We start from the raw sequence: 18,605 nt of genomic DNA on the forward strand, positions 1-18,605 counted from the left end.
ATTCAGTACGCACAGGAAGCCGAGCGCCTGGGCGCCAAAGGCCTGCTGCTACTGCCGCACTACCTGACCGAAGCCTCGCAGGAAGGTGTTGCTGCCCACGTTGAACAAGTATGTAAGTCGGTGAAGATCGGTGTGGTCGTTTACAACCGCAACGTCTGCCGCCTGACCGCTCCGCTGCTGGAGCAGCTGGCCGAGCGTTGCCCGAACCTGATCGGTTACAAAGACGGCCTGGGCGATATCGAACTGATGGTTTCCATCCGTCGTCGTCTGGGTGATCGCTTCACCTATCTGGGTGGTCTGCCTACCGCTGAGGTCTACGCCGCTGCCTACAAGGCACTGGGTGTGCCTGTTTATTCCTCGGCGGTGTTCAACTTCATCCCGAAAACCGCGATGGACTTCTACCACGCGATTGCCAAGGAAGATCACGTCACCGTCGCCAAGATCATCGACGACTTTTTCCTGCCTTACCTGGATATCCGCAACCTGAAATCCGGTTACGCAGTGAGCATCGTCAAGGCGGGCGCGAAGATCGCCGGTTATGACGCTGGCCCGGTGCGCGCTCCGTTGACCGATCTGCTGCCAGCCGAGTACGAGAAGCTGGCTGCGTTGATCAAGAAACAAGGCGCCCAGTAAGCGCTTCGCTTTCAAAGCACTCAAAAGCCCGGGCCTCGCGCCCGGGCTTTTTGCGTTTAGCGGAGTAGCAGTCGATTACTGCGGGCTCTCTAGTTACTGCCAGAGCGGCTGGTTAAGATGTGCGATCACTCACGCAACCTGCGGCCCGTCATGGCAAAGAAATCTTCTCGCGCTTCATCTTCCACGCTACCGAGCAAGGGGGCGAGCGTGACGCTGATCGATGTGGCCAAGGTGGCTGGCGTTTCGCCGATCACCGTGTCGCGTGCGCTGAACCGCCCTGAGGTGGTCAGCGAGGATGCCCGCAAGAAAGTCCTCGAAGCGGTGCGGGTTACCGGCTACGTGCCAAATATGCTGGCGGGCGGACTGGCGTCGAACAAGAGCCGGCTTGTCGCCATCTTCGTGCCGACCATCGCCCACTCGATCTTCGCCGAGACGGTGCAATCGCTTATGGATCACCTGACCGCCGCCGGCTACCAGACCATGATCGGCCTCACCGGTTATTCCGCTGAGCAGGAAGAGCGTTTGCTCGGCGCCGTGCTCGGTCGGCGCCCCGATGGCATCGTGCTGACTGGCACACTGCACACCGAAGAGAGCCGGCTGCGTTTGCAGGCTGCGGGCATTCCGGTGGTGGAAGCCTGGGATCTAGGCGCCTCGCCCATTGATATGCAGGTGGGCTTCTCTCATGAAAAGGTTGGCCAGGCGATTGCCAGCCAGCTGCATGGCAAGGGCTATCGACGTTTCGCCATCGTCTCGGTGGACGATTCTCGAGCGCTCAAGCGCAGCAGCAGCGTGGTCAATCAGCTCAAGGCGCTGGGCATCGAAGAGGTGCCGATGGCGATTCTCACCGCGCCGGCCACTTTGCAAAGCGGCAGAGAAGGGCTGCGTCAGTTGCTCTCCGACGGGCATGAGCCGCAGGTGATCGTCTGCAGTTCCGATACCGTAGCTCAGGGCATCCTCGCCGAAGCGGCCAGCCGCGGCATCGATGTGCCCGGCCAGTTGGCGGTCATGGGGTTTGGCGATCTCTCCAGCGCAGCGCACCTGCATCCGGCGCTCTCGACCGTGAATGTGGACGGCGGGCGTATGGGCAAGCTGGTAGCCAGCGCTTTGCTGCAGCGGTTTCATGACGGCGACGGGCACGCACCGGTGCGCCTGGATACTGGCTTCACGCTGGTCGAACGAGCGACAACCTGATTTCTTGTCAGACAACTGACGACCGGTAACAAAATGACTTGAATGATTGCGCAATCATAGTAAAGTCGTCCTTGTAACGAACTGGTTCGTGCCTCGTTCTTTGCTGGATTGATTGCGCAATCACGGGTTGCGCCACGGCTAGCGGGGCACCTTCAGCAATAAGGATAATAAAGCCGTGAAAAACAGTATCCGCACGTCCATTCCTTGCCCCAGTGCGGGCAGCCTCAGTATGTATTCGCTTGCGCCCAACGTTTCGAGACTCTATCCGGGTGTCGCTACGGCTGCCGCCACGAGCTAACAAGCCAGCTCTACACACCGTTTTAGATTTCATGACCGCGCCAATTGGCGGCTGGCGCGTCTGTGCGTGCCTGTCAGCAATAAAAATAAAATTTGAGGTGACATCTCCATGGGAGAGACAAAGAAAACCCACGTCCGGTACCTGATTCTGCTGATGCTGTTTCTGGTAACCACGATCAACTACGCCGACCGCGCCACCATTTCGATCGCCGGCTCCAGTATGCAAAAGGATCTGGGCATCGATGCGATCACGCTCGGCTATATCTTCTCCGCATTCGGCTGGGCCTATGTGATCGGGCAGATCCCAGGTGGCTGGCTGCTAGACCGTTTCGGCTCCAAGCGTGTTTACGCTGCGGGCATCTTCATCTGGTCGCTGTTCACTTTGCTGCAGGGCTTCGTCGGCATGATGCCGGTGGCCTGGGCCGTGGTGACTCTGTTCGTGCTGCGTTTCATGGTCGGTTTTGCCGAAGCGCCTTCATTCCCGGGTAACGCGCGCATCGTCGCGGCCTGGTTCCCGACGGCAGAGCGCGGTACCGCATCGGCGATCTTCAACTCGGCACAGTATTTCGCCACCGCGCTGTTCGCGCCGTTGATGGGCTGGATCGTCTACACCTACGGCTGGGAGCATGTGTTCGTTGTCATGGGCGTGCTCGGCATCATCTTCGCTGGCGTGTGGATGAAAACCATCTACAACCCCAAGGAGCACCCGCGCGTCAGCGCTGCCGAGGTCGAACACATCGCCAACAACGGCGGCCTGGTCGATATGGATCAGGCGAAGGGCAGCAGTGGCGGGCCGAAGTGGAATTACATCACCCAGCTGCTGACCAATCGCATGATGGTCGGTGTCTATCTGGGCCAGTACTGCATCAATGGCATCACCTATTTCTTCCTCACCTGGTTCCCCGTGTACCTGGTGCAGGAGCGCGGTATGACCATTCTCAAGGCTGGCTTCATCGCTTCCTTGCCGGCCATCATGGGGTTCTTTGGTGGCGTGCTTGGTGGGGTGATCTCCGACTGGCTGCTGCGTCGCGGCTACAGCCTGACCCTGGCGCGCAAGCTGCCTATCATCTTCGGGTTGCTGCTCTCGACCAGCATGGTGCTGTGCAACTACGTGTCGGCCGAGTGGATGGTCGTCGGCTTCATGACCCTTGCATTCTTTGGTAAAGGTCTCGGCGCCCTTGGCTGGGCCGTGGTATCGGATACTTCGCCGAAGCAGATCGCCGGTCTGTCCGGTGGCCTGTTCAATACCTTCGGCAATATTGCCTCGATCACCACACCGATCGTCATCGGCTACATCATCAGTGCTACCGGCTCGTTCAAATGGGCGCTGGTTTACGTTGGTGCCAACGCCTTGGTGGCGGTGTTCAGCTACCTGTTCATCGTCGGCAAGATTCAGCGCGTGGTGCTCAAAGATGAACACGGCCAGGCAATCAGTGACCCGGCTTCGCCTACGCCGGCCACCTGAGCCAGTATGCGGCCGGGCCTGCCACTGGCAGGTCTGGCTGAGAGCAATTTCAGAACAATAAAAGGATTAGCCTCCATGGATCTCATTCAACATCAGGACTCTCCGCGTTACATCCGCCTGCACCCCGACGATAATGTCGGCGTGGTGGTCAATGAGCAGGGTGTGGCAGCGGGCGGTCATTTCGCCGATGGTTTGGAAGCGCTGGAAGGCATTCCGCAGAGCCACAAGGTATCGCTGGTGGCGATTCCCGAAGGCGGAACTGTGGTGCGCTACGGCGAGGTGATCGGCTATGCGCTCAAACCCATCGCCGCCGGCACCTGGGTGACCGAGCAGGTGCTGCGCATGCCCGATCCGCCGGTGCTGGACAATTTGCCGAAGGCGACCATCAAGTCGCCGGCGCCCGAGCCACTGGAAGGCTATACCTTCGAAGGCTTCCGCAATCCGGATGGCACCGTCGGCACGCGCAACATTCTCGGCGTGACTACCACCGTGCAGTGCGTGGTAGGTGTGCTCGACCACTGCGTCGAGCGTGTGCGCAAGGAAATTCTGCCTAAGTATCCTAACGTCGACGACGTGGTGCCGCTGTCACACAGCTACGGCTGCGGCGTGGCGATCAACGCGCCGGATGCGGTGGTGCCGATCCGCACCCTTTACAACATCAGCCGCAACCCCAACCTCGGTGGCCAGGCACTGGTGATCAGCCTCGGCTGTGAAAAGCTGCAGGCCAACCAGTTGATGGACGGCGACCAACTCACCAACGGCATGAACGAGGAGGAGTGGCTCTTCCGCTTGCAGGATTCCAGCACCGGCTTCACCGGCATGGTCGAAGAGATCATGGCGATGATCGAAACGCGCCTGACGGTACTCGATCAACGTCGACGTGAAACTGTGCCTGCCAGCGAGCTGGTGGTCGGCATGCAGTGCGGCGGCAGTGACGCCTTCTCCGGTATTACCGCTAACCCGGCCCTGGGCGTGGCGGCTGACTTGCTGGTGCGCGCCGGCGCCACCGTGATGTTCTCCGAGAACACCGAAGTACGTGACGGCATTCACCTGCTGACGCCGCGTGCGGCCAGCGTTGAGGTTGCCGATGCACTGATTCGCGAGATGGACTGGTACGACCGTTACCTGAAACGTGGCATGGCCGACCGCAGCGCCAACACCACGCCGGGCAACAAGAAAGGCGGCTTGAACAACATCGTCGAGAAGGCCATGGGCTCCATCGCCAAGTCCGGCAACAGCCCGATTGCCGGCGTGGTCGCGCCAGGCGAGCGGATTCGCGGTAAAGGCCTGTGGTTCTGCGCCACGCCAGCCAGCGACTTCATCTGCGGCACCCTGCAGCTGGCCGCCGGCATGAACCTGCACATCTTCACCACCGGGCGCGGCACGCCTTATGGGCTATCCATGGTGCCGGTGATCAAGGTGGCGACCCGCACACAGCTGGCCGAGCGTTGGCCGGACCTGATCGACGTAGACGCCGGGCAGATCACTTCCGGGCGCATGAGCCTCGAGGAAATGGGCTGGCATATCTTCCAGCTCTATCTGGATGTCGCCAGCGGCAAGCAGCAGACGTGGGCGGAGAAGCATCGTCTGCATAACGATCTGGTGCTGTTCAACCCGGCGCCAGTGACCTGATCGATAACCGTACAAGCATTTACCGCTGCCGCGTTTCTGCGTCGGCAGTGGCAGGTATGATCCATCCTTTACTGAGCCTCACAGGAGAGCTGCATGAGTCGTCCCAATGTGCTTCAGGTCGGTCGTTTTCCGGCACGTTTCAACGAGCGTCTGCAGCGCGACTATCAACTGATCCGCCTCTGGGAGCAGCCCAACGTGCTGGCAGAGCGTGGTGCCGAGATCGATATTGTGGTCACCTCCGCCCGCTACGGCTGCTCGGCCCAGCAACTGGCGCAGATGCCCAATCTCAAGGCCATCTGCAGCTTCGGTGTCGGCTACGACTCGATCGCTGTCGATGACGCCAAAGCGCGGGGCATCGTCATCAGCACCACGCCGGACGTGCTCAACGAGTGCGTGGCCGATACCGCCATTGGCCTGGTGATCGACACTGCACGGCAGTTCGCCGCCTGCGACCGTCACGTGCGCCAGGGCAAGTGGCTCAACGGCCAGTATCCGCTGACCCGCAAGGTCAGTGGCAAGAAGCTGGGCATCGTCGGCTTTGGCCGGATCGGCAAAGACATCGCCAAGCGTGCAGCCGGGTTCGACATGGAAATCCGCTACCATAATCGCCGTCCCGATCCGACCACTGATTATGGTTATGAGGCCGATCTCAAAGCGTTGGCGAGCTGGGCCGACTTCCTGGTGCTGGCTTGCCCAGGTGGGGCTTCGACCCACCACCTGATCAACGCCGAAGTGCTAGCGGCCTTGGGCGCAGAAGGCATTCTGGTGAATATCTCGCGCGGTAGCGTGGTGGATGAGTCTGCATTGGTCGCGGCGCTGCAGGCGGGTATGCTGGGCGGCGCGGGGCTTGATGTATTCGAGGACGAGCCGCGGGTGCCCGAGGCGCTGTTCGATATGCCCAATGTGGTGCTGCTGCCCCACGTCGGTAGCGCCACCGAGGAAACCCGGCTGGCCATGGAGAATCTGGTGTTCGATAATCTCGACGCTTTCATCGAGCGTGGTGAGCTGATCACCCCGCTCTGAGAACATGCTCACGATCTACTGCGCGTCGGCCCTGCGGCGTTAAAAACAGGCTGGATTGCCAGCCCAGTCGGAAAGCCGCTTGCGGCTAACGCACTTTAGTGCGACCCCGAAGGGGCGAGTGCAGCGAGTAATGCTCATGTACACCAGTACAGTCGGCCGTGACCCCGGCCGCTTCCTCGCCTGTTTTTGCGGGGCCGCCTAGGCCTTGCAGGGCTCTAGCTCGCTAGATCGTGAGCAAGTTCTGACCGAATAGGCGAGCCGTGCAAGCGGCTTTCGCTTATACGCGCCGGGCCACAAGCCCGACCGCGGTTTCTACCCTTGAGCGTCACCCGGTGCGCCACAAGCGCACCGGGCTCCTCAGGCCAGCGCGGCCTCGCGCCGGGCAATGAATTCCATCATCTTGCCATTGCCATCGAGAATGTCGGTGCAGATCGCCTGACGTGCGGCAGCGCCGTCACCGTTCTGCAGGGCATGAAAAACTTCCCAGTGATGTTCGATGGCGATGCGCTCGTTGAAATCGCCATAGGCCAGTGCAATCAGCGGACCGGTGCGCATCCACAGGCTGTCGAGTACGTCGCGCAGCAGCGGCATGTCGGCAATCTCGGCGAGGGCAAAGTGAAAGGCCTGGTTGAGCTTCAGCGCTGCGATCAGGTCGCCGCTGTGCACCGCCTCCAGGTTGTCGCGGATATTGCGTTCGAGCATCTGCAACTGCTCGGGCGTGACCTTGGCCGCTGCGGTTTCTGCCGCCAGCCCTTCGAGCGCCAGGCGGATACTGCGGATTTCCCCATACTGCGCCTGGGTCAGCACCGGCACCCGGATGTCGCGCGGGGTTTTCAGAATCAACGCTTTCTCTTTCGCCAGCTGCAGAATCGCATCGCGTACCGGCGTGACGCTGGTACCGAGCTGCTCGGCCAGGTCGCGGATGCGTAGCCGGTCATCTGGCTGGAAGCGGCCGGTGATCAGGGCTTCACGCAGCAAGGCGTAAACGCCACTGCCGAGGTAGGAGTGGCTGAGACCGTCGATGGGGTATTTCATGGCAGTGGTTTCCGGGGCGCTGGCGCGGCGATTCTACCTCGCGGCGCCTCAGACGTGCTGGCCACCGTTTACGTGAATTTCCGCGCCGTTGACGTAGGTCGCACCCGAGGTACACAGAAAGTACACCAGCGAAGCGACCTCCTCGGGCTTGCCCAGGCGGTGCATGGGGATGTCGCGCTCGACAATCAGCTCGGTGCCGGAGGACAGAATCGAGGTGTCGATCTCACCCGGCGCGATGGCATTGACGCGCACGCCGTGGCAGCCGAACTCATGGGCCATCTCGCGGGTCAGCGCCGCCAGCCCGGCTTTGGACGCCGCATAGGCCGAACCAGCGAACGGGTGAACCCGGGAGCCGGCGATGGAGGTGACGTTGATGATACTGCCTTGTGCTGCTTTCAGATCCTCGAACAGTCCGCGGGCGAGTAAGGCGGTGGAAAACAGGTTGACGTTGAAGACCTTCATCCAGGTCGCGTAGTCGCTGCCCAGCACGCCGAGGCGTTCGCCACCCTCGCCTTTGGGAGATATGCCAGCATTGTTGACCAGTGCATCCAGGCGCCCGCCAAGCTTCTCACGGATCAATGGCAGGCTCTCCTCCAGGTGCTCGATGTCTTCGAGGTCCAGGTGAATATGGTTGAGCTTGCCTTCCGCCCACGGGCATTCAGCCACCCAGTCATGCCGCGAGGCGGTAAATACCCGCCAGCCGGCCGCGTTGAAATGCTTGACCGTGGCATGGCCGATGCCACGGCTGGCGCCGGTCAGCAGCAGAGTTTTCTGATCGCTCATTGCGTATCTCCCGGAATAGAAAGCGTGCTCAGGCACAACTGCCTGGATGGATCATGGCTCAATTAAAAACATGATGCATCATAAAGTTGTGGGTGTTTTAATGGTTTTGCCGTGCAAGCCAATAACAATAATCAGATGACCTGATGAATCCTGTCAGACCTACAGCGCCAGGCTCTCGCTCCACCCCAGGTGCCTAATTCAGTAAAGCATCGGTGTTTCTTCCTTGAAGCTGCCCTTACTCAATCAGAGCCTCGGCCCTGCCAGGAGCACTCCTCAATGTTCAAGAAAACTGCATTATTGCTTGCCATCACATGCAGCGCCGCCAGCTTGCAAGCCGCTGAGAAACTCGCCGTGGTTTCCTTCGGTGGTGACAACAAGGTGGTTCAGGAAAAAGCCTTCTACAAACCGTTCGAAGAGCGCGAAAAGGTCACCATTGAAGCCTCGGCCTATAACGGCGAAATGGCCAAGATCAAGGTCATGGCCGATACCGGGCAGGTCTCCTGGGACGTCGTCGAAGTGGAGACCCCGGAATTAATCCGTGGTTGCAGCGAAGGCCTGTTCGAGCCGTTGGACTGGGCGAAGATTGGCAAGCGCGAGGATTTCATCCCGGAGGCGGTGAGCGAGTGCGGCGCTGGGATCTTCATCTGGTCGACGGTACTGACCTACGACAGCAGCAAGTTCAAGGGCGTCCCGGCGGGCTGGGCGGATTTCTGGGATGTGCAGAAATTCCCGGGCAAGCGCGGCCTGCGCCGCGGCGCCAAGTTCACTCTGGAGTTCGCCCTGCTTGCTGACGGCGTGACGCAGGCCGATCTGTATAAGGTGCTGGGCACTGATGAGGGCGTCGAGCGGGCGTTCCGCAAGCTCGATCAGATCAAGTCGAACATCCAGTGGTGGGAAGCTGGCGCGCAACCGCTGCAGTGGCTGGCCGCCGGTGACGTGGTCATGACCTCGGCCTACAACGGCCGCGTGACCACGGCGCAGAAGGAGGGCCGCGACTTTGTCATGCAATGGAACGGCAGCCTCTACGACCTCGATCACTGGGCCATCGTCAAAGGCAGCAAGAGCAAGGAGCTGGCCGAGAAATTCATCGCCATGGCTAGCACGCCGCAGCTGCAAAAAATCTACGCTGAGGGCATTCCCTACGGCCCGACCAATACGCACACCACCGCGCTGATCGATCCGGCGATTCAAAGCAGCTTGCCGACGGCGCCGCAGAACTTGAAGAACGCACGGGCCATGGATATCGAGTTTTGGATCGACCATGGCGAGGATCTGGAACAGCGCTTCAACGCCTGGGCCAGCAAGTAATCAACCGATGCCCGGCGAGCTGAGTTGCTGGGCGTTCACTAGTCCACGGGAGTGTTGGGATGTCGCTGAATACCCAGGTTGTGTATGACCCCTTGTTGCAGGCGCAGCCGGCGCGAGTCAGCGCGATGCGTGCCGGTGTCATCGCCAGCGAGTGCTTTGGCGTGCTGGGCGCCATCCGCCCGTTGGCTGGTGAGCGCGATCTGAATTTCCAGCTCGCCTGCGCGGATGGCTCCTCCTATCTATTGAAGATTTCCCACCCGCTGGAAAACCCCCAGGTGGTGGATTTTCAGAACCAGGCGCTGCTGCAGATTCAGCACGCCGACCCCGAGTTGCCGGTGCAGCGCGTGTATGCCGCGCGCGATGGCCGTTATCAGGCAGCGGTCGATGTCGACGGCCAGCAGATGCTGGTGCGCTTGTTGTCGTTCGTCGATGGGCAGCCGCTGCATCAGGTCAAGCAGTCCGGTGCGAGTCTGCGGCGCAATCTCGGCGACGCCATGGCGCGGCTCGATATCGCGCTGGCCGGATATCAGCACCCGGCCTCCGGGCATGAACTGCTCTGGGACATGCAGCAGGCCGCTCGGTTGCGACCGCTGCTGGTGCATATTGATGACGAGCCCCTCAGAGCGCTAGCGAGCGAGGCGCTGGATGCCTTCGAGGTCCGCGCGTTGCCGCGTTATCCGGCGCTGCGGCGGCAAGTGATCCACAACGACCTCAACCCGCACAACGTGATCGTCGACCCGCAGCAGCCCGAGCGTGTGCTGAACATTCTTGATTTCGGCGACATGGTGCATGCGCCACTGATCAATGAGGTGGGTGTGGCAGCGGCCTATCAGGTGGGGCATGACGGTGACGTGTTGGCGCCCGCGCTGGACTTCGTGGCGGCCTACCATCGACGCAGTCTGCTGCGGGAAGAGGAGCTGGAGATCCTTGGCGAGCTGATCGCCACCCGGCTGGTGATGACCATCGCTATCACCGCCTGGCGCGCCAGCCTGCACCCGGAAAACCGCGACTACATCCTGCGCAACGTGCCCCAGGCTAGCGCCAGCCTGCGCGGCCTGGCGGCCATTTCCAGCGATACGACGCGCGCGCGCATTCATCAGGCCTGTCGGGGAGCGCTGCAGCCATGAGCATGATCAACGGATTCAGCGCTGCCGATGCAGCGCACTTGAGCGAAAAGGAAAAAAGCTTGATCGAGCGCCGTGAGCGGCTGCTTGGCCCGGCCTATCGGTTGTTCTACGAACGCCCGTTGCATACGGTACGCGGCGAGGGTGTGTGGCTATACGACGAAAGCGGCCGCGCCTATCTGGATGCCTACAACAATGTCGCTTCCATCGGCCATTGCCACCCGCGCGTGGTGCAGGCGATTGCCGAGCAGGCGGCGGTGCTCAATACCCACACTCGGTATCTGCAGGAAGGCATTCTCGATTACGCCGAGCAGCTGCTGGCGACCTTTCCGGCCGGGCTGGAGCAGGTAATGTTCACCTGCACCGGCAGCGAGGCCAACGACCTGGCGCTGCGCATCGCCAGGCATTACACCGGCGGTACGGGCATGATCATCACCCGGTTCGCCTACCACGGGGTGACCGGCGATATTGCCGAGCTGTCGCCGTCACTCGGCGCCAGCATCCAGCTTCCTGCCCATGCCCGTAGCGTGCGCGCCCCGGATATCTATCGCCTCGGGCCCGAGGCCAGCAAGCTGTTCGCCGACGACGTGCGCGCCGCCATCGCCGATCTACGTGCCCATGGCATCAAACCGGCAGCGCTGCTCATCGATGGCATCTTCGCCAGCGACGGCATCTTTGCAGAGCCTGAAGGCTGCATCGCCGAAGCGGTCGCCATCGCCAGGGCCGAGGGGCTGCTGTATATCGCCGATGAAGTGCAGTGCGGCTTTGCCCGCACCGGCTCACACATGTGGGGCTTTCAGCGCCATGGCGTGCAGCCGGACCTGGTCAGCCTCGGCAAGCCCATGGGCAACGGCCAGCCGATTGCTGGCGTGGTAGTGCGCCCGGAGGTGCTCGAACCGTTCGGCCGCAGCATGCGCTACTTCAATACTTTTGGCGGCAACCCGGTGTCCTGCGCAGCCGGCCAGGCGGTGCTGGACGTGATCCGCGACGAAGGCCTGCAGCAGCGCTCGGCGCAGATCGGTGATTACCTGCTGGCCGGCATTCGCCAGTTGGCGCAGCGCCATGCGCTGATCGGCGATGTGCGTGGCGCCGGGATGTTTATCGGTGTCGAGCTGGTCAGCGACCGTACCAGCAAAGCTCCTGCGGCTACGCAGGCCAAGCGGGTGGTCAACGGTATGCGCGAGCGGGGTGTGCTGATCAGCGCGGCCGGGCCACTGGAGAACATCCTGAAGATCCGGCCGTTGCTGGCCTTCGAGCAAAGCCATGCCGATTTGTTGATCGCGGCCTTGGATGAGGCCTTGCAAGCGCTGGCGTGAGCCAGTCAGGCCCGCTTGAGAAACTCGGCGGGCACCGCTTGGGTCAGCCACACGCCATTGTCGGCCTGGAAGAATTCGAACCCCTGGGCGTGCATGCGCAGTGCGTCCACCTCGAGAATCACCGGGCTGCCGTAACGTTGGCCGACCTGCAGGGCTGTCGGCACTTCCTGGGACAGGTGCACGTGATGGCGCGTCCCGGCGATCAGACCCTGGACCTCGATTGATTCCAGAAAGCGGCTGGCCGTGCCGTGGTAGAGGCATTCGGGCGGTTGCTTCTGCGTGTGTTGCAGCCGTACCTGGGCGCTCGAGTGGCCCTGGGCCGCGCGGATAAGACGGTCATCGGTGGACAGGCTGAAGCGCTTCTTGTCGCTACTGGTCACCACTTCCTTGATGGTTTCGATATCCAGCGAGCGGCCGCTGCGTGCAGCGCCTGCGATCAGCGCATCGATATCGGTCCAGCCTTCGCTGTCCAGCTGCAAGCCAATGGCCTGCGGTTCATGGCGCAGCACGTAGCTGAGGAATTTGCTGATTTCGTCGCGGCTCATCTTTCAATCACATCCCTGTCGTAAAAGCGGGGGCTCAGGCGCCTGGTGCGCTGTCCAGTGCCTTGCAGCTGGCGGCGAAGTTCTGCTTGCAGGCGCTCTGGAACAGGCGACGCGCCTGGTTGGGATCACGCTGCACACCATCGATACCGCGCAGGTAGAGGTTACCGAGAATGTGCTGGGCCATCGGGTTGCCGCTGCTGGCGGACTGGTTCAGGTATTTGAGCATGGCTGGCGAGTTGCGAAACTCCGGGTTGTCACGGCCGGTGTAGAGGTAGGCCAGGCTGACGGCTGCTTCGGCGTGGCCGCGATCGGCTGCCTGCTTCCACCAGTACTCGGCTTGTTTGAGATCCTTTTGCGGCTTGCCAACGAAGTAGAAACTGCCGAGCTTGAACTGGCTGTCCAGATCACCGCGCTGTGCCAGCTCGGTCAGGCGCTGGATGTCGCCGTCGACGGCCTGCTGTTCGGGTGACACGGTAGAGGTTGTGCCCTGGTCCGCAGGCGTCTTGGTTTCGTCACGGTTGGCGCAGCCTGCGAGCAGGGCGATGAGGCTGGCGAGCAGCAGGGGAGTGGTCAGGGCGGACAGTTGGATCATGTTGGGCTCCGGATAGACGACTCTTGCTTCATGGCCAATAGCGGTCAGTGAGCCGTCAGTGCTTCGATTGTTGTCGAGGTTCGACCGGGCTGCCTGCAAACGGTTCGCTTCCACTGAGGCAAATGCCCGGCGAGCAGATCTCTCTTGGTGGCATGAAAATACTAGTGTATTTTTTCATGAAATAATTATCCGATAATTTCATCGCATGTTCATGCAATCCTCCGCGCACCTCGCTACTTACTATGCAGGCTGCTACCCGGGCTCGATCCCCCAACGCTCGCGTCTTGAAGGCAACCTCGACTGCGATGTGCTGATCGTTGGCGCCGGCTTCAGCGGCCTGCACTGCGCGTTGCGGCTAGCACAGAGTGGCAAGCGTGTGGTCGTGCTGGAAGCCAGCCGCGTGGCCTGGGCAGCCTCGGGCCGCAATGGCGGGCAAGCGCTGCTGGGCTGGTCGTGCGATATGCCGCCGCTGGAAAAAGCCCTTGGCCTGCAGGGCGCCCGCCAGCTGTGGGACAGCATGTGCTGGGCCGCAGATGAGCTGCGCGAATTGCCGGCGCGTCATGGCTTCGATATCGACTACCGCGTTGGCAGTTTATGGACGGCGGTGCTGCCGCGCCGCGTCGCCCAGTTGCGTGAGGCGCAGCAGGAGGCCGTGCATAAGTGGGGCTACCGCGATCTGCGTCTGATCGAGGGCGCGGAGCTGCGCGAGTGGGTCGACAGCCCGCGCTACGTGGCGGCGCTGCACGATGCCAGGGGTGCCCATCTCGACCCGCTCAAGCTGGCCCAGGGGCTGGCCACAGCCATCGAGCAGGCCGGCGGGCGTATCTTCGAGCAGAGTCGCGCCCTCGCTTACGAAACCTTGCTCGAAGGTTATCGGGTGCGTACCTGCCACGGGGAGGTGCGCGCCGATGTATTGGTGCTGGCCTGCAACGCCTACCTCAATGACCTGGATAGACCTTTGTCGCGGCGCGTACTGCCAGTGGGCTCCTATCAGGTGGCGACCTCGGTGCTCGACCCGCAGTTGGCAAGTTCGCTGCTGCCCCATAACAGCTGCGTGATCGACAACCAGTTCGTGCCCGACTATTTCCGCCTGACCCCGGACAACCGCCTGCTCTTCGGTGGCGGCTGCACGTACCTGGGCGGTTTGCCGAGGGATATTCCAGCGGCTACGCGGCCTTATCTGGAGCGTGTGTTTCCCCAGCTCAAAGGCGTGGCCATCGATTACGGCTGGGGCGGGCATATCGACGTTACCTTGAGGCGCACGCCGGATGTCGGTCGCCAGGGGCAGCGTTACTGGCTGCAAGGTTTTTCCGGGCACGGCGTGCTGCCGACCCTGGCCGCGGCACGCGCCGTAACCGACGCAATTGCCGGCGACGAGCGATTATTGGGGTTGTATCAGCGCATCGATAATCCACCTTTCCCTGGCGCCTCGTGGCTGGCCGCGCCGCTAGAGGCGGCAGGCAAGGCCTGGTATCGGCTGCGGGACTATTTATGAAGGGCTCCACCGGCATGGACATGCAGGAAGAAATCGAAGGCCTCGCGATCCTCATCCGCGACCTGCGCAAGCACAAGAACCTTACGCTTGGCGAGCTGGCCGCGCGCATCGGCCGCTCGGTGGGCTTCCTGTCCCAGGTCGAGCGTGGACTGTCGAAGCCGACCGTGGCGGATCTGACCGCCATCAGCGAAGCGCTCGGCGTATCGACCACCTATTTCTACAGCCTGGAAAAGCCGCGGGCGCTGTCGTGGGTCACCCGGCCCGGTGAGCGGCGCACGCTGTATTACGCCGGCGGCATCACCGATGTGCTGGCGTCGCCGAGCATGTCAGCGGGCTTTTCGATGCTGGAAAGTCACCTGGCGCCTGGCGCGACCAGCGGTGACGGGCACCTGAACGACAGCTCGGAACAGGGCGGCTTCGTGCTCGAAGGCCAGTTGAGCATCTGGCTGGATGACCAGCCGGACCCCGTTACGCTCGGGCCCAATGACAGCTTCCAGTTGCCGCCGCACAGCCAGTTTCGTTACGCCAACCTTACCGATCAGCCCGCACGGGTACTCTGGGTGTTCCGCTAGGCGGGCACAGGAAATCTCACATGACCTTCAAGAGTTTGTCCGACGAAGTCCGCGCCTTTCGCGCCGCCCACCCCGACGTGCGTTACGTCGACCTGATCTGCCTGGATATTCCCGGGCATTTCTATGGCAAGCGTTACCCCATCGACATGCTGGAAAAAGTCGCCGCCGGCAGCCTGCTCAAGCTGCCGCAGAACTGCGTGCTGCTCGGTGCCCAGGGCGGGCTGCACGAGATCGGCGACTACTGCTTCAATGACGGCGACCCGGACGCCATACGGCGGCTGATTCCCGGCACGCTCAGGCCGGTGCGCTGGGAACAGCAGCCACTAGGGCAAATGCTGATTAGCTCCGATGGCACCGATTCGCCCATCGAGTTCGAGCCCCGGGAAGTGCTGGCACGGGTGCTGGCGCGCCTGGCGGCCAAGGGGATTCGGCCGGTTGTGGCCTTCGAACTGGAGTTCTACCTGTTCGACCGCGCCCTGAAGGACGGCTTGCCGCAATACCCCCGCGATCCGCTGTGTGGTGATGAGGACGATCAGCCCAACCTGCATATCGAGCGCCTGTCGCGCTTCTCCCCGGTACTCCACGAGATTGTTGAGGTGGCCAATGAGCAGGGTATCGACGCCAACGTGATCACTGCGGAGATCGGCCCCGGGCAATTCGAGATCAACTTCGGCCACTGTGAGGATGGTCTGCAGGCCGCCGACTGGGCGGCGTTGTTCACCCGCCTGACCCGCGGCGTGGCGCTCAAGCATGGTCACCGGTCGAGCTTCATGAGTAAGCCCTATCTGGATGCGCCAGGCAGTGGCATGCACGTGCATGTCAGTCTGTACGATGAACAGGGCAATAACCTGCTGGCGCTCGACGGCGGCACGCCTCTGCGCCATGCAGTGGCCGGTTGCCTGGACTGGCTGCCGCACTGCATGCCGATTTTTGCCCCGCACCACAACGCCTATCGCCGCTATGGCTCACGGGTGAACGCTGCCAGCCGTGCCAGCTGGGGCTACGAGGACCGTGACGCCTGTGTACGCATCCCCGATTCGGATGCCCGCAACCTGCGCATCGAGCATCGCCTGGCCGGTGCCGACGCCAACCCTTATCTGGTGCTGGCGGCGATTCTGGGCGCCATGGAGCATGGTCTCGAGCAGCGCGCCGAGCCTATCGCACCGTTGAGCGAGAACCGTCAGAGCGGCATCGACTTTCCTATGGACATGCTCGCGGCGGTGGCGCAGATGCGCCATCACCCGGAGGTCAATGCCGGGCTGGGTGAGGAGTTCGTGATGGTGTACTGCGAAAACAAACGACAGGATCACCTGGCGTTCATGGAGCACATCAATGCCCGCGAGTACCGCTGGTTCCTCTGAGGCTCTGTGCGAAAGTACCTGCGCTCGGTGATGCTTCGTTAAAAATCGCTTCGGCCTGCTCATTTACAGCTCGTAAACTCCGCGGCCTCACCGATTTTTGCCTCGCCTGACCTTCGCTCGGAGACTTTCGTACAGACCCTGAGGTATGTGCATAAATAGAAAAACCCGCCGATGGCGGGTTTTTTTCTATGGGGCAGCCGGTTAGCGGAACAGCGACCAGCTCACTGCATAGTCATTGAAGCCCAGGCCCCACAGCGCGACGGTCAGGGCCAGCAGCAGCTCCAGCACCAAGACGCCGATTGCCAGGGTGCCGCCGGAGATGGTCAGCCCCTCGTTGACCGGAATGCGCAGGAACGCTGGCATGCCCACGTACAGCAAGCGTGCACTGTAGGCCAGCGCGACGATGCCGACCATCAGCAGCAGCCAGGCCTTCGGATAGAGCAGGGCGAGACCGGCGATGAACAGCGGCGTGGCCACGTAGCCTGCGAAGATGATGCAGCGGCTACGGCTCGGGCGACTGGCGAAGGAGTCGGACATCCAGTGGATGACGTTACCCATGATGGCCACGCCGATCAGCATCAGGATGTAGAACACGATCCCCAGCGCTGCGGCGGTCGGCACTGCCACCTTGTAGGCTTCACCGCCCAGGTGCCAGCCGATCTGGGTTGTACCGATAAAAGCACTGACCACGGGGATGAGTGCCATCAGCAGAACGTGGCGGGCATAAAGGTTGGTGATGCTTTCCTTTTCCCGGTCGATGTTGCGCCACTCGCGGCCCGGATTGGCCAGCAGCCCCCAAATGTGATTGATCATGACTCTTCTCCTCTGACTCCAGCATCGTGCCGGCATGAGATACCCGAGAGCTGATCAGTCTGGATTGTGCGGCAGGTGCCATTCAATTCAGCCCTCACAGGTATGAGTGAAGTTCACCACAATAGGTTTGACCAGAAATTTACCCTGTGGCCGTGCCCGCTTTTGTTGTGGCTGCCAGATTGGAGATCGATGCCGCGGTTGGCGGGCCGCGGCGGCAAGTGAGCGCCGTTCGTATTGGCGCGTAACTGGGTATGTCGAGTGATCGCCGCGAGAATCGCAGCGTGGCGCTGCAAAGCCCGCAGAAATAGGCTTTTGACAGTCCGGGGGCAGGGGAGGGCGATACCCATACCTTTCCTGTGTGCTCTTTGGCCCCTGCCTCCGGTAGGGCAAAAATGCTATGTTTCGCCCCCTCTCAGGCAGGGCTAGATCATGAGCGACGATAAGGCACGTAATCACTCCATCGAACAGTCTGACAGCGGCAAGCGCGGCGGCTGTCTGTGGCTGACTCTGCTCGGCCTCGGTTTCATCGTGCTGGTGTTCGGCATCATCATCTACGCCATCACCCGCGAGCAGACCGCTGACATCCAGGCCAACGAGCAGCGCGCCATTCAGGCCTGCTGGGTCAAGGCCAATGACCCGTCGGCAACGCCGACCTCGCGCTCCTTCGCTACCGATAGCTGTAAGGAAATGGAAAAGCAGTTTCGCCTCAAGTACAACCGCGAGCCTGAGTGATGAGCCAGGAACAGACTGCTCCCTCCAAACGCTTTCTGCTGATCCTGTGCCTGCTGGCGTTGGCCGTCATGCTGGCCATCGGTGCCTGGGTGTGGGGGCGCTTTGGCGTTGCTTACCTGCGCCCCTTCGGTGATCAGGAGCAGCAAGCCGTGTTCTTTCAGGGCGGCGGCCTCAAGTTACCCGCCGAGCTGGCCGGACCGGGCAAGATCCGTGTGGTGCATTTCTGGGATCCCCAGTGCCCGTGCCATAAGGAAACCGACGCCCACCTCAATTACCTTATCGGCCTGTATCGGTTTTCCGGGGTCGAGTTTTACAGCGTGCAGAAGCCGGGCAGCGAGGGTGAGATGCTACCGTTTCTGCGTGGCAAGCTGACGCCACTCGACAAGCTCGAAGGCATGGAGTCGATTCCGGCCAGCCCGGCCATCGCCATCTGGGATCAGAAGGGTAACCTGGCGTATGCCGGCCCCTACAGCGAGGGGCTGGTGTGCAACTCCTCGAACAGTTTCGTCGAGCCGATTCTTGATGCGTTGTCGGCCAATCGCAGTGTTTCGGCAGCCAACACCATGGCGGTGGGCTGCTACTGCGATTGGCAATCGAAAGAAGGTTCTTGACCTGTCACAGTAATCCTTGTGATTTTTAGGGTTATTGCTGTGCGACATATTGCCGCGTAACTGCGCAGGCATGAGCC

General features: G+C 61.6%; 18 protein-coding genes. 13 read left to right on the forward strand and 5 right to left on the reverse strand.

Annotated elements, in window-relative coordinates; translation table 11 throughout:
* The 5 genes from BUC40_RS15690 to BUC40_RS15710 form a co-directional block, all read left to right on the forward strand.
* A partial coding sequence (locus tag BUC40_RS15690; protein ID WP_073267112.1) for a 5-dehydro-4-deoxyglucarate dehydratase occupies positions 1-633 on the forward strand: 633 nt, incomplete at its 5' end.
* Between the two features lie 150 nt (positions 634-783).
* Positions 784-1,824 carry a LacI family DNA-binding transcriptional regulator gene (locus tag BUC40_RS15695; protein WP_073267236.1) on the forward strand — a complete coding sequence of 347 codons (1,041 nt, stop codon included), beginning with the start codon at positions 784-786 and terminating at the stop codon, positions 1,822-1,824.
* A gap of 406 nt (positions 1,825-2,230) precedes the next feature.
* On the forward strand, positions 2,231-3,586 hold the full coding sequence (locus tag BUC40_RS15700) for an MFS transporter (protein ID WP_073267113.1): 1,356 nt from the start codon (positions 2,231-2,233) through the stop codon (positions 3,584-3,586).
* 75 nt (positions 3,587-3,661) lie between these two features.
* The gene (gene garD, locus BUC40_RS15705; RefSeq protein ID WP_073267114.1) at positions 3,662-5,218 is read left to right on the forward strand and encodes a galactarate dehydratase; all 1,557 of its coding nucleotides are present in this window, start codon (positions 3,662-3,664) and stop codon (positions 5,216-5,218) included.
* A 93-nt stretch (positions 5,219-5,311) separates the two neighbouring features.
* Positions 5,312-6,241, forward strand: a complete 930-nt coding sequence (locus tag BUC40_RS15710; protein ID WP_073267115.1) for a 2-hydroxyacid dehydrogenase — start codon at positions 5,312-5,314, stop codon at positions 6,239-6,241.
* Positions 6,242-6,598: 357 nt separating this feature from the next.
* Here the strand turns inward: BUC40_RS15710 and BUC40_RS15715 are convergent, their stop codons facing one another.
* Together BUC40_RS15715 and BUC40_RS15720 are read right to left on the reverse strand one after the other, a co-directional pair.
* The gene (locus BUC40_RS15715) at positions 6,599-7,276 is read right to left on the reverse strand and encodes a GntR family transcriptional regulator (protein ID WP_073267116.1); all 678 of its coding nucleotides are present in this window, start codon (positions 7,274-7,276) and stop codon (positions 6,599-6,601) included.
* A gap of 48 nt (positions 7,277-7,324) precedes the next feature.
* Positions 7,325-8,059, reverse strand: coding sequence for an SDR family NAD(P)-dependent oxidoreductase (locus BUC40_RS15720; protein WP_073267117.1), 735 nt, complete (start codon positions 8,057-8,059; stop codon positions 7,325-7,327).
* A gap of 276 nt (positions 8,060-8,335) precedes the next feature.
* Here BUC40_RS15720 and BUC40_RS15725 point away from each other — a divergent pair, with 276 nt between their 5' ends.
* Genes BUC40_RS15725 through BUC40_RS15735 form a run of 3 tightly spaced genes read left to right on the forward strand, consistent with a single transcriptional unit; the run spans position 8,336 to position 11,807 of the window.
* Entirely contained in the window at positions 8,336-9,367 is a 1,032-nt protein-coding gene (locus BUC40_RS15725; protein ID WP_073267118.1) for an ABC transporter substrate-binding protein, read from the forward strand.
* A 59-nt stretch (positions 9,368-9,426) separates the two neighbouring features.
* Positions 9,427-10,494 carry a phosphotransferase gene (locus BUC40_RS15730; RefSeq protein ID WP_073267119.1) on the forward strand — a complete coding sequence of 356 codons (1,068 nt, stop codon included), beginning with the start codon at positions 9,427-9,429 and terminating at the stop codon, positions 10,492-10,494.
* The gene (locus BUC40_RS15735; protein ID WP_073267120.1) at positions 10,491-11,807 is read left to right on the forward strand and encodes an aspartate aminotransferase family protein; all 1,317 of its coding nucleotides are present in this window, start codon (positions 10,491-10,493) and stop codon (positions 11,805-11,807) included. Before BUC40_RS15730 ends, BUC40_RS15735 begins: the two co-directional genes overlap by 4 nt.
* 5 nt (positions 11,808-11,812) lie before the next feature.
* Here the strand turns inward: BUC40_RS15735 and BUC40_RS15740 are convergent, their stop codons facing one another.
* Both BUC40_RS15740 and BUC40_RS15745 read right to left on the reverse strand, forming a co-directional pair.
* Positions 11,813-12,352 carry an RNA 2'-phosphotransferase gene (locus tag BUC40_RS15740; RefSeq protein WP_073267121.1) on the reverse strand — a complete coding sequence of 180 codons (540 nt, stop codon included), beginning with the start codon at positions 12,350-12,352 and terminating at the stop codon, positions 11,813-11,815.
* Between the two features lie 34 nt (positions 12,353-12,386).
* On the reverse strand, positions 12,387-12,944 hold the full coding sequence (locus BUC40_RS15745) for a tetratricopeptide repeat protein (RefSeq protein ID WP_073267122.1): 558 nt from the start codon (positions 12,942-12,944) through the stop codon (positions 12,387-12,389).
* Between the two features lie 205 nt (positions 12,945-13,149).
* Here BUC40_RS15745 and BUC40_RS15750 point away from each other — a divergent pair, with 205 nt between their 5' ends.
* The 3 genes from BUC40_RS15750 to BUC40_RS15760 are packed head-to-tail and all read left to right on the forward strand — an operon-like array spanning position 13,150 to position 16,372.
* Positions 13,150-14,439, forward strand: a complete 1,290-nt coding sequence (locus tag BUC40_RS15750; RefSeq protein WP_073267123.1) for an NAD(P)/FAD-dependent oxidoreductase — start codon at positions 13,150-13,152, stop codon at positions 14,437-14,439.
* Between the two features lie 14 nt (positions 14,440-14,453).
* Positions 14,454-15,011: a helix-turn-helix domain-containing protein gene (locus BUC40_RS15755; protein ID WP_083593578.1), complete on the forward strand. Its 558-nt coding sequence runs from the start codon at positions 14,454-14,456 to the stop codon at positions 15,009-15,011.
* 20 nt (positions 15,012-15,031) lie between these two features.
* A complete protein-coding gene (locus BUC40_RS15760; RefSeq protein ID WP_073267124.1) occupies positions 15,032-16,372 on the forward strand; it encodes a glutamine synthetase family protein in 1,341 nt (446 codons plus the stop codon).
* 201 nt (positions 16,373-16,573) lie between these two features.
* On the opposite strand, the gene BUC40_RS15765 is transcribed toward BUC40_RS15760, so the two are convergent.
* On the reverse strand, positions 16,574-17,185 hold the full coding sequence (locus BUC40_RS15765; protein WP_073267125.1) for a Yip1 family protein: 612 nt from the start codon (positions 17,183-17,185) through the stop codon (positions 16,574-16,576).
* A 429-nt stretch (positions 17,186-17,614) separates the two neighbouring features.
* Between BUC40_RS15765 and BUC40_RS15770 the strand changes: the two genes are divergently transcribed.
* Together BUC40_RS15770 and BUC40_RS15775 are read left to right on the forward strand one after the other, a co-directional pair.
* On the forward strand, positions 17,615-17,917 hold the full coding sequence (locus BUC40_RS15770) for a hypothetical protein (protein WP_073267126.1): 303 nt from the start codon (positions 17,615-17,617) through the stop codon (positions 17,915-17,917).
* Positions 17,917-18,528: a DUF6436 domain-containing protein gene (locus BUC40_RS15775; RefSeq protein ID WP_073267127.1), complete on the forward strand. Its 612-nt coding sequence runs from the start codon at positions 17,917-17,919 to the stop codon at positions 18,526-18,528. Before BUC40_RS15770 ends, BUC40_RS15775 begins: the two co-directional genes overlap by 1 nt.
* Positions 18,529-18,605 lie beyond the last annotated feature (77 nt).

The sequence above is a fragment of the Phytopseudomonas punonensis genome (assembly GCF_900142655.1).
Lineage (GTDB): Bacteria > Pseudomonadota > Gammaproteobacteria > Pseudomonadales > Pseudomonadaceae > Aquipseudomonas > Aquipseudomonas punonensis.